Annotated in this window: 16 protein-coding genes; 10 read left to right on the top strand and 6 right to left on the bottom strand. The window is 61.5% G+C overall.

Features of this window, described 5'->3' with window-relative positions:
* Window positions 1–140: 140 nt before the first annotated feature.
* The gene (locus A4R35_RS10315; RefSeq protein ID WP_223258287.1) at window positions 141–431 is read right to left on the bottom strand and encodes a hypothetical protein; all 291 of its coding nucleotides are present in this window, start codon (window positions 429–431) and stop codon (window positions 141–143) included.
* A 591-nt stretch (window positions 432–1022) separates the two neighbouring features.
* On the opposite strand from A4R35_RS10315, the gene A4R35_RS10310 reads away from it, so the two are divergent.
* From A4R35_RS10310 to A4R35_RS24685, 10 genes are all read left to right on the top strand, one after another.
* Entirely contained in the window at window positions 1023–1211 is a 189-nt protein-coding gene (locus A4R35_RS10310; protein WP_146747176.1) for a hypothetical protein, read from the top strand.
* Between the two features lie 59 nt (window positions 1212–1270).
* Complete coding sequence (locus A4R35_RS24270; protein ID WP_189362316.1) at window positions 1271–1906, top strand: PqqD family protein; 636 nt, start codon at window positions 1271–1273, stop codon at window positions 1904–1906.
* Window positions 1903–2097: a hypothetical protein gene (locus tag A4R35_RS25290; RefSeq protein ID WP_223258286.1), complete on the top strand. Its 195-nt coding sequence runs from the start codon at window positions 1903–1905 to the stop codon at window positions 2095–2097. The genes A4R35_RS24270 and A4R35_RS25290 overlap by 4 nt, the downstream gene beginning before the upstream one ends.
* Window positions 2094–2780 (top strand): class II glutamine amidotransferase domain-containing protein, encoded by a 687-nt coding sequence (locus A4R35_RS10300; RefSeq protein WP_112429047.1) that lies wholly within the window; start codon window positions 2094–2096, stop codon window positions 2778–2780. The genes A4R35_RS25290 and A4R35_RS10300 overlap by 4 nt, the downstream gene beginning before the upstream one ends.
* A 233-nt stretch (window positions 2781–3013) precedes the next feature.
* Entirely contained in the window at window positions 3014–3973 is a 960-nt protein-coding gene (locus tag A4R35_RS10295) for an asparagine synthase-related protein (RefSeq protein ID WP_317615974.1), read from the top strand.
* Window positions 3974–4004: 31 nt separating this feature from the next.
* Window positions 4005–4259 carry a hypothetical protein gene (locus A4R35_RS10290; protein ID WP_112429043.1) on the top strand — a complete coding sequence of 85 codons (255 nt, stop codon included), beginning with the start codon at window positions 4005–4007 and terminating at the stop codon, window positions 4257–4259.
* A gap of 53 nt (window positions 4260–4312) precedes the next feature.
* The gene (locus A4R35_RS10285; RefSeq protein ID WP_146747174.1) at window positions 4313–4717 is read left to right on the top strand and encodes a hypothetical protein; all 405 of its coding nucleotides are present in this window, start codon (window positions 4313–4315) and stop codon (window positions 4715–4717) included.
* A gap of 105 nt (window positions 4718–4822) precedes the next feature.
* Complete coding sequence (locus A4R35_RS24990) at window positions 4823–4948, top strand: hypothetical protein (RefSeq protein ID WP_262982326.1); 126 nt, start codon at window positions 4823–4825, stop codon at window positions 4946–4948.
* Between the two features lie 6 nt (window positions 4949–4954).
* The gene (locus A4R35_RS10280) at window positions 4955–5308 is read left to right on the top strand and encodes a protein-L-isoaspartate O-methyltransferase family protein (RefSeq protein ID WP_112429039.1); all 354 of its coding nucleotides are present in this window, start codon (window positions 4955–4957) and stop codon (window positions 5306–5308) included.
* A gap of 674 nt (window positions 5309–5982) precedes the next feature.
* Window positions 5983–7119 (top strand): LuxR C-terminal-related transcriptional regulator, encoded by a 1137-nt coding sequence (locus A4R35_RS24685; protein WP_223258285.1) that lies wholly within the window; start codon window positions 5983–5985, stop codon window positions 7117–7119.
* Window positions 7120–7149: 30 nt separating this feature from the next.
* Here A4R35_RS24685 and A4R35_RS10270 read toward each other — a convergent pair whose 3' ends face one another.
* The 5 genes from A4R35_RS10270 to A4R35_RS10250 form a co-directional block, all read right to left on the bottom strand.
* The gene (locus tag A4R35_RS10270; protein WP_112429037.1) at window positions 7150–7893 is read right to left on the bottom strand and encodes an ABC transporter permease; all 744 of its coding nucleotides are present in this window, start codon (window positions 7891–7893) and stop codon (window positions 7150–7152) included.
* The gene (locus A4R35_RS10265) at window positions 7890–8858 is read right to left on the bottom strand and encodes an ABC transporter ATP-binding protein (RefSeq protein ID WP_112429035.1); all 969 of its coding nucleotides are present in this window, start codon (window positions 8856–8858) and stop codon (window positions 7890–7892) included. The genes A4R35_RS10270 and A4R35_RS10265 overlap by 4 nt, the downstream gene beginning before the upstream one ends.
* 39 nt (window positions 8859–8897) lie before the next feature.
* On the bottom strand, window positions 8898–9677 hold the full coding sequence (locus A4R35_RS10260) for a CPBP family glutamic-type intramembrane protease (RefSeq protein ID WP_112429033.1): 780 nt from the start codon (window positions 9675–9677) through the stop codon (window positions 8898–8900).
* Window positions 9677–10483, bottom strand: coding sequence for a CPBP family intramembrane glutamic endopeptidase (locus A4R35_RS10255; RefSeq protein WP_189361633.1), 807 nt, complete (start codon window positions 10481–10483; stop codon window positions 9677–9679). Before A4R35_RS10255 ends, A4R35_RS10260 begins: the two co-directional genes overlap by 1 nt.
* Window positions 10458–11085, bottom strand: a 628-nt coding sequence (locus tag A4R35_RS10250) for a YcaO-like family protein (RefSeq protein ID WP_189361631.1), incomplete at its 5' end; no start/stop codon positions are given. The genes A4R35_RS10255 and A4R35_RS10250, both read right to left, overlap by 26 nt.

Below are 11085 nucleotides of genomic sequence, written 5' to 3'. Positions count from 1 at the left end.
ACAGAGCCAGACGCGAAAGAGGGGGCTCGTTTCCCGCTCGCAGGACGTGCTCTCCATCACACACCTCAATTCTCCGCTTGCTTATTCTGTCATGGTGTGGCAGGCATGACAGCGAGATGCCAATATGTAGCTCTTCTGACTCAAGAGGATACAGCAGTCGCGCATGAGAGGCAAGAAGGGAGGGAGGTCTCGCCGGGGGCTTCTCTCTCGAAGGCCCAGCGACTGGGGCTGATGCCCACGTCCAGGACGACGGTGCCCTCGTGCAGCAGGTCCTGCACGGGGGCGAGCACGCTGTCGCGGAAGACCTGGCGGAGCACAGCGTGCTGAGAGTCGAGCCGGTTCAGCTCCTGCTGGTCTTTGGGAAGAAAAAAGGGCATGTCTTCGAAGCGCCGGCGCGCCGATCGGAAGCCGAGCGGCGCGTGTGCCACCACCAGGGCATCCCTCACCTCCTCTGAGAAGCCCGTGTCTCCCCTGGCCTCGGGGCTGGGAGCGTGACGGGAACGGGAAAAGAGCGGACGTCAGCGCTGGAGGCCTCAGCCCTTGCAGCGCTGGTGAGGGCCGCAGGCCGTTGCCTCTCAACAGGCGACAGAGGTTGGATAGCAGTTGCCATGAGATACTGCTCCCCCTTCCTCTTGCTCTCGCTCCTGGTCGATCGCTGAACCCCTGGGGGGCAGCTTCCTTGCGAGCTGGCGCTGTTTCCAGTGGAGATCGTTGCTCCCCGTTCTACAAAGGAAGATCGGAGGGAGAGGAACATGACCTTTCTGTAAAGCTTCTGGTATAAGTTTCTGCCCTTTCTGTGCTCCGCCTGTCCTGGCTGCCTGGTGACTCCATCGCTTGCACCCAGCTGCTGGTGATCTGCTCTTCCCACTCCGCCCGAGCGACCTCAAGGGAGCAGCAGAGCGTGATCCTCCTTTCGGAACAGAGTGGAAGAACACCTTCCGCTGCTGCACTTGCAGGGTTACAGATCTTCTTCTATACTGGAGAAGGCGGCGTGGGCCTCTATCGAGCTGGGAGACGATGAGATGGGGACGGCTCTAGCGCTGGATCTGGTCGAGCCGCTGCGTCAGATCGAGAGTCAGGTGAATCTGGCGAGATTGCAGCAGCTCACGGAGCGGCTGAGCGCTTCCCCATTTGGGGACGCACCCGAGGTGGCGCGGCTGCGTGCGCTGCTGGAGGGCCCCAGGCGGGGCAAGCCCGGCCCCACGCCGTGAGGGCGTCGGGCAAGGAGCGAGTTGAGCAGGGAAAGGCCAGGAAGGAGGCAAGAACTGCCGTGTGTGCTGCTGAAGTGAGGAGACAGGCAGAACAGACAGGTGTGGCCAGCCCGGGGCAGCGGGCAGCTGTCCCTCTCCCGCTGATCTTTGCTACCCCCACAGCTGAGGGGGGAGTCCTGTTAGACTTGTGCCGCGGACGCTATCTTGGCCTCACTCCCCGCGGCTGGTCCCTCTGGGAAGCGCTCCAGGTGGGCAAACGAGGCCAGGAGCTGGTCTCTGTGTTACAGCAGCAAGGGATCGGAGAGGAAGAGGCGAAGGAAGCGGTCTGTCGGTTTGAGCAAGAGATGGTCCGCCTGGCGCTGCATGACCCGGAGCTGCCTCGTCCCAGGCGAGGGATCTCCTCTTTCCTGCTCTGGGTGTTGCGGTGCTGTCCTTCATGCTGGGAGCCACTCGATGCCTGGCTCACCCTGGGGGGGATTCGATGGCTGCTCCGCCGGGCGGATGGATTGCTCCTCGTCATCGCCGTGGGACAGACGCTGCAAGGAACAGCTTCGGACCAGATGGGGAGGGCCGCGCGTCCGCTGGTCAGGGACCTGTGTCGCTGGGTGCGACGGGTCAGCCTGGTGCAGAGGCGCCACCCACGTGCCTGGAGCAAAGTCTTGCGCTCTGGTGGCTCCTTCGCAAGCGGGGGATGAGTGCGCACGTCGTGCTGGGGGTCTCGACGGCTCCCTTTACGGCCCATGCCTGGGTGGAAGGACCTGATGGCCCCCTCTTCTGGAAGGCAGGGCTTGGGTGGCTGGCCCACAGGGCAATGCTTGCTGGACTGCAGCCCATCTTTCATAGTGGACGAGACCTGCTGCAGTCGAGGAAGGAGGAGCTCCGATGAGTGGCTTCTGTCTCTGGGCGTCTCTGGACCCGGATCCTCCGGAGGCAGAGACCCCCATTGACGCCACCCGCTGGCTGCAGATTGGGGCCCTGGTGCGCCAGCGTGGAGACCAGCTCTTCTCGTGGCGGAGTCATGGCTGCTGGTGTTGGCAAGCTCTTGAGCACGAAGCCTGCCCGCGATCCTGGGGGTCCTGTCGCTCGCTCTGGGTCGCGGCCGACGGTCGTCTCTATTATCGGAGTGCCCTGCTGGAGGCACTTCGGGTCCACCATGCAGTTCCTGCGAGACTGTCGGATCTGGAATACCTGGCGTGGAGTTACCGCTGCTGGGGAGAGGAGAACCTTCGCCGGCTCGAAGGGGATTATGCCTGTGTGTGGTGGGATGAAGAACGCCGGCTCGGGCTGGCAGCACGCAGCCCGTTTGGGTTGCGCCCTCTCTTCTATCAGGTCTGGGGGCAGACGCTTATCCTGGCCTCTGATCCCGCCTGGCTCTTGCAAGCCACCAATGGCCCCTGTGATCTGGATGCGGACTGGGTCTGCTGGTATCTGGCAACCGGGCACTTTCGCAGCGCCTCGCCCTGGCGAACAGTGCACGAGGTTCCCCCAGGGGGCTGGCTTCGCTGGCAGGCGGGCCAGCTCCAGACCGGCCTCTTCTGGTCTCCTCGTCGAAAGACAGACCTATTATAGGCGCCGCTTTGGGGGAATGCAAGCACAGGGGGCCATTGCTAGGGCAAGAGTACTGGCCCGTCTGAGCGGCCCGCCACTCCCTGACTGCTTGCGCTTGTCTGACTGGCTGGTCCTATGCCGGTCCTGCCAGTGCCAGGCTATGACAGGGTGAGACTGGCTCTCCCGGCCAGGAAGCTGGTAGAGACGAGGCGCCTCTCCTGCAGGAAGCCAGTCAGTTTGCCCGGCTGGCCCCGGTGCCCTTGACGGCTGTGCTCTTTTTCGGCAGCTGGTATCGGTGTCTGGGCCAGCTCGCGCGGAGCCGGCGGGTTCGGATGTACCTGCGTGGGACCTTTGGGGATGCGCTCTGGGACCCGGCGTGGAGGACCATGCTGCGGGAATGCTGGCAAGAGCACGCCTTGGGGATCGTGTGGCAGACTCTGTGGCTCTGGCATCGGCAGGGAATGTCATGGGGCCAGATCCTGCTGACCCGTGGCTCTCCGCTCTGGCGATCCACGGAGGCTCCCTGGCATCGACGTCCCCTGGCTCCCTGGCTGCGACCAGAGGTGTGGCAGCGCGTGCTGGCCGTCGAGGAAGCGGAGCGTCAGCGCTGCCGACAGCGGGGGCCTGTCCAGGTGTGGGAATGGCTGCGCTGGATCGACCGATTTGCCGAGACCGCCGCGTTAGCGGCAGCCCGTCCGCTGGTGGAGGCCGGGCTCACGAGCACCGATCCCTATACCGACCCGCGAGTGATTGAGCAGGTGCTCGCGATCCCGTTGACGCTGATTGCTCCCCACGGGCAGCCTCCCAAGGGACTGCTCCGGGAGGCCATGCGTGGGCACCTGCCCGAGCCAGTCCGCGTGCGAGCGACCAAAGGGCGAATCGCTCGGGCCATCTTTCGCGCGCTGTGGGAGCGGCGAGGATGGCTGCAAGATGAGTTGCGTGCAGGGCCAGGAGAACTGGACCCCTATCTGGATCGTGAGTGCCTGCGAGTCCAGCTGGACCGACTTCCGTTCCTGACGGTGACCCAACCGATCGTGCTGAGTAGCCTGGCGCTCGCGCTCTGGGTACGCCAGGGAGGAGCCGCAGGAGGAGGGCCAGAAGCAGTGGCCAGGCTGCCAGCAGCCCCTGTGGGGCTGCTGGGAAACGGGCGAGGCAAGACGGGCAGGCAGACTGGAGCGAGCGGTGCTGACCAGCTCATCCAGTGGATGGAATAAAGCTCACATGACTGCTCGAAAGGAGGATCTGATGAGATTTCCGTGGTTGCAGCCGGCTCCCTTTCCCCCCCATGAGCCGAAGGGGGAAGCAGCAGCATTGGCGGGAGACCCGTTGCTGGTCGAGATCGGATCGGTGGTGCAGCTCACACGCGGGAAGGGTGACGATGACTATGATGCTCCGGCAGCGGGCTATTTCGATGTCCCGGACCCGCCTCCAGAGCCAGGCGGGGACGATGAAGGGGAAGAGCGACCGTCCCCAGACGAGGAGGATGAGGATGAGGAGTGACTGCCTGGGGACAGGACAGCATTCCATCGCCTCCTGGCCTGGGAGGACCCCCAATGGCTGAGCGGTATGCGCTGCAGTTTCGCGAGGTCGCTGGAGACGAGCTGCTGAGCGAAGAAGAGGCGCTTGATCCGACGCCCTACCGCCCGTTTCTGGCTCCCTGGGAGCACGAGAGTCCCTACCGGGACTTTGAGATTGCCCGAGCGCGGCTGGCACGGGTGGTCAGCAGGGAACCTGGCCAGCCACTCAACCGCAAGCCCTTTGTGATCGAGACGCCGCATGGCCAGGCGCTGCTGTGGCGGGCGATCCCCGGCAAGGTAGAGGTCGTGCTCTGTCTGCAGCAGCCCGGGGGGCAATGGGTCTTGCAAGCGGATCAGGTGGTGACCCTGTCGGAGGAGGAATGGCAGTCCTGCCGGATTCGGCTGGATCGTATCGTCGTGAACCCGCCACCCTGGCTCTAAATCGGGAAGAGGAGGCGGAAGCGATGGCCAGGCTGCTTGCCCATCCAGAGGAGGTGGCATGATGAGCTTTGACAGACCGGTTCCTGTCCCCAGCCTGGAGGTGGCATGATGACCTTTGACACACCGGTCCCTTCCGCTGGCCATCCGAGGCGCTGGCAGCGCTGCGAGGCGGGCCAGGGCCAGGGCCAGGAGGCCCAGGAGCAGTGGGCAGCGTGGGTCGAGGCGATCTAGCGCGATGTGCCTCTGGTGACCCGGCTGCGGGAGGGTCTGCCGGTCAGTTCCTCCAGCGCGCCGACCGCGATGGCGCGCCTGCTGGAAGTGCAGCCGGGCCAGCGGGTGCTGGAGATCGGGACAGGCACCGGCTCCAATGCCGCGCTGCTCGCAGAACTGGTGGGGCCAACGGGGCAGGTCTGGACGGTCGAGGTGGAGGAAGAGCTGGCAGAGCAGGCGCGGACCCGGCTGCAGGCGGCGGGCTATGGCGCGCGAGTCGAGGTCGTGGCTACGGATGGCTGGCAGGGGGAGACGCCAGCTGCGCCGTATGAGCGGCTCCTCGCCACCGCGAGTGTGCCTGGAATCCCGCGTCGGTGGTGAGAGCAGCTCACGCCCACAGGCCGGCTGGTGGAGCTGGTGGAAGCCCTGGAGGCAGTGGGTTGATACGAGGAAGTGCAGGTGCCTCGGCGGGAAAGCCTGCATCCTCGCCGAGGTCCAGAAGAGTGCCGCTGCCTACCGATTGGGGGAGGGAGCTTCTTGATCTATTGTCTCCATGCCTCTGGCTTTTCTGGTGGACCCTTTTTCTTTACCTGTTGTCTGAGGTCAAACCTGGTCATTAGGGAATGCGAGGTCAGGCCTTGCATTAGGAGAAGATTGCCTGGAAAAACTGTCTTCCATTCACTATACTATTAGTGTCATCCCTAGCCCCTCATTTGTTCAGAATCAGAATCGGAATGGGGGTAGAGCATAAGACCACTTTGGGGGAGAAGACTCCTCAGCAGAGGGTCCCGTGGACATATGATTGGATCAAGAAGCGGTCTCATTCAGATCTCAAACAGGTATTTCGTCAGTTCGGACAAGGTCGGGGACTGAGCCTGTCAGGCTGGCTGGCTCGGTAATCTTCTCTGCCCGAGCACGCCTCCCATCTGAGCACCAAAGCAGCAGAGGAAGCGGAGGTGGCAGGCTTCATCACTATGCTCCACTTCCACGCCAGGACACTTGGGCCGTACTCTCTGCTCACTGGCTTTCTAACTCCTTCATCCCGGGGGGAAAAGATGTCTGGCCAGAACACGATGACCACTTCTGAGTCTTGCCTGCAGCTCAGACACTGCTACATGCTTACGCTCCTGCGAGCAATTGCGGGAATAGGTACCCTGCTCTCATTGCAAGTCACCCCTTCTCCCCTTGCCTTCTGGGCCATCGCTCTGGGGATCACCTTCTGCTTGTGGGCTTTTCTCACCTTTCTGGTAGTCTGCTACTGGAGGACACAGGCCCGCCGCCTGTGGCCTCTGGCTTTGGCCATTGATCTTGCTCTCTGCGTCGCTGTCAACCTGCTCTTTGCCCCCCTGCCATCGAGTCTTGCCGCCGCAGCCTTCCTCCTGCCAGCCTATGGATGGGCAATCGCGTATGGAGTGGTAGGCGCGCTGATCGTGCTGCTCACTTTCTGCTGGAGCGAGCTAATCATAGCGCTCCTCCGGCTCTCGACCAATCAGCCTCCCGCCAGTTGGCTCTCGATGCTACTCTGGTTCTTGGTTATCAGTCTCACGGCGGGGTTGCATCTCCTGCTGAGGCGCCGTCGGCATCTCCTGGCCTTCATCTTCAGCAACCAGAGTAACTCGCCTCTCCAGCTAGGCTCTCCCGCGTTTCAGTTGAGCGAATCGCTGAGGCCTGAAGCCACTGAGAACAGAGAGAGTGCTTCTCTGCAGAGCTCCCTCTCTCTGTCACCGTACTGTGGTCCGAATGTGACGTTAGCTAGTGGGTCTCCTCTGATCCACGATACACTACCGGGCGTACAGGTCCCCGTGCTACTGGCGGCTCTGGAGACCGCCTTTGCTGCTTACGGCGTCAAGCTGGACCAGCATCGTCAGCGGCTGGAGAGCGCACTTGAAGCCCTCAAGCATCCTCACATGGCTGACCCGGCTCAGTTCGCTTGCTGCCTTCGGTGCCTCCTACAAGAAGCAGAGTATAACTGGCAGCAACGTGCCGCACTCTCGGCACGCGAGTGGGAGCTGCTGAACCTTCTGGCTGAAGGCTTATCCTACCGTCAGATAGGGCAGCGCCTTTATCTCAGTCCGAGCACTGTGAAAACGCATATGCGTAATCTCCAACAAAAACTAGGCGTTTCCGGTAAAGAGAAAATGCTGCGCCTGGCGCGGGCCCGCGGCTGGATCAAAGACCAAGCCCGCCAGTAGCGGTCAGAGGAAGCGAGTCGCTCCTGCCTCCTACCGGTCTGCCGTTCCGGCGCGGCGATAGCTCCAGATGGCCAAGGCCGTGAAAAGCAAGGTATAAACCAGCAGGATCAGCACATCTTCGAGAGCTGAGCCAGAGGAGGCCGCCTGCAAGGGGCGCAACGCCAGCAAGAAGTAATGGGTAGAGGGAAGCCAGCGAGCAACGTCTTGCAGAACACTCGGCATGAACTGGAGTGGTTGCAGCAAGCCTCCCAGGTAACCTAGCACAAGATAGACACCGATACTGACCACGTAGCCAGTCTCGGCATCGGTCCAGGAGCCGATCACAAAGGCAAGCGCAATGAAAGGCAGTGAGCCGCCCCATAGAATGAGGGCCGAGGTCACCAGCGCCCAGTAGTTGTCGACTCGTAATCCCTCTAGTAGCGCTACGGTCAGCACGCCGATAATCGTAAGACCGGCCATGCTGAAGGTGGCGATCACCTTGGCAACAAAGTAGGTCAGAGGCGTGAGCGGGGTTGTCTGTAACAGGCGCAGCCAGCCAAGCTGGCGCTCCTGAGCAAGGCGCGATCCCAGGGTGCCAAGTGAGACGCCGAGAGTGCCAAAGCCGGCCATGGCGATACCAAAGTGGAGCTGCAAGTCATGAGTATTGCCGAAGCCATAGGAGAAAATCAGATAGTAGCCGATCGGGACCAACAGCGTAAAAAAGAGCGCGCGCACATTGCGCAGAAAGCGCAGCAGCTCTAGCTTGCTCTGGGCACGCAAAGCTAGCAGGGTCATGTCTGTTCCTCCTTCCTCGTCAGCGCTAAGAAGGCCTCCTCAAGGCTGGCTCCGCGGATCTCCAGGTGTGGGGTAGCAATCCCTTGTCGCTGCAGGTCTTTGAGCAGCGCATCGCTGTCTCGGGTGAGCAGCACAACTCGTGGCCCCTGACGCTCGATTCGTAGGACGCCCGGGATCGCTGCCAGGAGCTGATCGGTTTGTTCCTCTGCCAGAAAGCTCACGAACTGCCCGCTCGCCGTCGCGCGAATCGCCTCGCTAGAGTCATCTGCTACGATGCGTCCCTCGTTGAGCACGATCACCCGCTGGGAGAGTCCTTCGACCTCGGCCAAGTTATGCGTTGTCAGGATAATCGTGCGTCCATCGCGATGAAGCTCGCGGATGCACTGCAAGAAGCGACGCCGTGAGGCGACGTCCATGCCCGCGGTTGGCTCATCTAAAAAGAGGATACGCGGGTCACCCGCCAGGGCCAGAGCAAAAAGCAGACGTTGTAGCTCTCCACCCGAAAGATGCTGGGTGTAGCTATGCTGCTTATCATGTAGCTGCGCGATCTCAAGTAGCTCATCTGTTGGAAGACTGTGATCATAGTAGCTGCGGAAGACATCGAGTAGCTCGCGTACGCGCACCAGATCGATCACGCGGGCGTTCTGCAGCATGGCACCCAGGCGCGCAGCGCGCCGGACCGCGGGGATTGTTGGGTCGCCACCGTTGAGCAGCACATGCCCCGTTGATGGGCGCAGCAGACCGAGCATCAGAGAAATCGCAGTCGTCTTGCCGGCCCCATTTGGGCCGAGTAGCGCCACCGATTCACCTGCCTCGATGCGCAGGCTCACCCCGCGCAGTGCCTGAACATTTCCGTAGTACTTGGTCACCTGATCCAGAAGAATCACTGGCTGCCGAAACTGAGTGACAGCCGGTTCAGCGCTCACTTCCATTGACATTCTTCGCCTTTCAAGGGTCTCAGCCATGATGTCGCTCCTTTTTCTCCTTCCTGTCACCCGCTCTGGCTAGCTACAGCGTAGCGGAGAGATTATAAAATCATGACTGCAAAAAAAGGTTAGATGAGCGATCTCCAGGGGAAGAATGTTGGGAACGGTCATGAATAACCAGGCGTTGATCGGACCGATCACGAGTGCACCGCACATGGCTGGCAGCGCGCTGAACCACGAAGGCATGCCTTGCGCTTGCACAGCTACGAAGAGAAAGGTGGAGGCCACGAGCGCGAAGGGGAAGCCTTCGGGGGCCAGCAGACGAACTGCCAGGCCACGAAAGAGCAGTTCTTCACCCAGCAGTGCCAGGGCAATACTTGCCCAGCCGAGGGGCGCCGGCCAGATCTGGAGCGTTTGGCGATAGGCTCGGACCCAGCCAGCTCGCCCGATGGTGCGCAGCTCGTTGATAAGATCAGGTCCTATCTGCCTTTGGCGCCACGGGCGGAAAACGGCCAGGGCCAGCGAGCTCAGTAGCATGGAGACCGAAGCTTCTCCCAGGCCAAGCAGAATGCCAATTGGCAGTTGCAGCGGCAGCAAATGCTCGGTAAAGAGGCTTAGCAGGTTCTCGCCATTTGCCCAGGAGACTGCCCAGGCGATGCCGAGGGCGGTCAACCCAGCGCCTGCAACCGCCAGGGTGAGAGCAACGTCCCGGGTTGGGTAATGGAAGCTGAGCGGCAGCTGCTCTGCCAGGTGCCGAGCTGTAGCCATGATGAGTCGGCGGCAGAGAACATACTGCAGCAGCAAGGCAGCCAGGATCCAGCCGAGAGCGCTCAGTGCGGCGAGAGGAGTCGGAGACATTAGAATCCTCCGGGGTGGCTTCTCACAAAGGTGATTGGGCGCCTGCGCTCCGCAAGTGTCGCCTTCATAGCCAACCAGTTAAAGAGGCCGTGGGCGATGCTGGCCGCCAGCACACTACCACTCATCAGGACCAGAGCGGCGAAGAGGAGGCCCAGCAGCCATCTTGTGAAGATGGTCCTGCTACCGAAAGAGAGGTGGATGAGGCCATAAAAGAGATTGGCAATCATCAATCCGCAGAGTAGGCCGGGCAGTTCTCGCCAGGGAAGCACAAAGCCGAGCAGCCAGGGGAAGGCCCAGCGATAGGCAATCTCTTCCAGGATACCCACAGCCACAACCAATGGGGGCAGAAACTCGCCTCGCGTTAGCAAGGTCCGCGTCACTGTGCTCCCCGTTGCATCTGCTGCTTGCAGTGGGTTCAGGGACAATACAGCCCCCCAGCTGGGGGAGGGCCCGAGAATGGGAGGAAGGCGCCGAAGAGGTCGAGACGTGTCCCTGCTCGCCTTACGCAACAAGGTAGTCACAACCTGATCGAGCCAGAAGCCCAACTCGCCCCCGAGCAGCCCCACTATTACTGCCAGTGCCTGCGTCGGCCAGGCGATCCGGTGCAGATCTGGAGAGATGAGGACCAGATCACCTCCGATGAGCATCCCTAGCACGACAACATACAGCCAGAGTGGGGAGACTCGTCTGATCGGCTCCAGGAGTGCGGCCAGACGATTGGCCAGCATGACCGGGCTGGCGTGTAGCAGAAGGAGCGCTGCCAGCAGGCTGGTTTCCAGTTCAGGGATAGGGATGAGGCCGTTCATGAGTCGCTCCTCCGTAGGCCTGATAGCGGCGATGGGCGAGCTGGGGAGCCGAGGGAAGACAGAGTCCCAGTGTATCCGGTGAGTAGAAGCGGAAAACATGGAAATGGAGATCCTCAATCTCTGGACTGCTCAGATCAAGCAAGGCCAGACGCTTGCCTGTTCTCCTGAACTCGTTGAGTACTCTCTGTAGTCCCTCCTCGGCTCCGCCCTGATGGTCGGCAGGAAGTTCGCTGGCTTTGATCCGTTGACTGCTCGTAAACTTCTCTTCGATCAGCCGGCGGTGCTCGGGATAGGCGTAGTACATCACATTGGTATCCAGATTATAGATAGCAGTAGGATCGATGCCATTGCCTTTTGTGGCGCTGGTCATCTCCACGAAGGCCATCAGAGCCAGATGAGGAATGGCGGCTGCTTCCAGATATGCTTTGTACATCGCCAGCTCCAGATTCAGCTCAGCGGAGATCCCGATACCGCAGGCTGGCACATGTCCGCGGTTGTTCCAGATCACTGCCGCCACTACATGGGCCTGCATATCGGCATTGGTAAGGTAATAGAAGCGGATCGTCACGCTGTTGCGCGGGGCGTCACGCTTGAGAATCTGG

This window comes from Thermogemmatispora tikiterensis (genome assembly GCF_003268475.1).
Taxonomy (GTDB): domain Bacteria; phylum Chloroflexota; class Ktedonobacteria; order Ktedonobacterales; family Ktedonobacteraceae; genus Thermogemmatispora; species Thermogemmatispora tikiterensis.
Note: the sequence above shows the minus strand (reverse complement) of the source record. Positions and strands in the feature narration are given on the sequence as shown.

Bases quoted from the DNA above. Each gene is read 5' to 3' on its own strand.
- A4R35_RS10310 (WP_146747176.1), top strand. From the start codon at position 1,023: ATGGGGACGGCTCTAGCGCTGGATCTGGTCGAGCCGCTGCGTCAGATC.
- A4R35_RS25290 (WP_223258286.1), top strand. From the start codon at position 1,903: ATGAGTGCGCACGTCGTGCTGGGGGTCTCGACGGCTCCCTTTACGGCC.
- A4R35_RS10300 (WP_112429047.1), top strand. From the start codon at position 2,094: ATGAGTGGCTTCTGTCTCTGGGCGTCTCTGGACCCGGATCCTCCGGAG.
- A4R35_RS10290 (WP_112429043.1), top strand. From the start codon at position 4,005: ATGAGATTTCCGTGGTTGCAGCCGGCTCCCTTTCCCCCCCATGAGCCG.
- A4R35_RS10285 (WP_146747174.1), top strand. From the start codon at position 4,313: ATGGCTGAGCGGTATGCGCTGCAGTTTCGCGAGGTCGCTGGAGACGAG.
- A4R35_RS24990 (WP_262982326.1), top strand. From the start codon at position 4,823: ATGATGACCTTTGACACACCGGTCCCTTCCGCTGGCCATCCGAGGCGC.
- A4R35_RS24685 (WP_223258285.1), top strand. From the start codon at position 5,983: ATGTCTGGCCAGAACACGATGACCACTTCTGAGTCTTGCCTGCAGCTC.
- A4R35_RS10270 (WP_112429037.1), bottom strand. From the start codon at position 7,893: ATGACCCTGCTAGCTTTGCGTGCCCAGAGCAAGCTAGAGCTGCTGCGC.
- A4R35_RS10265 (WP_112429035.1), bottom strand. From the start codon at position 8,858: ATGGCTGAGACCCTTGAAAGGCGAAGAATGTCAATGGAAGTGAGCGCT.
- A4R35_RS10260 (WP_112429033.1), bottom strand. From the start codon at position 9,677: ATGTCTCCGACTCCTCTCGCCGCACTGAGCGCTCTCGGCTGGATCCTG.
- A4R35_RS10255 (WP_189361633.1), bottom strand. From the start codon at position 10,483: ATGAACGGCCTCATCCCTATCCCTGAACTGGAAACCAGCCTGCTGGCA.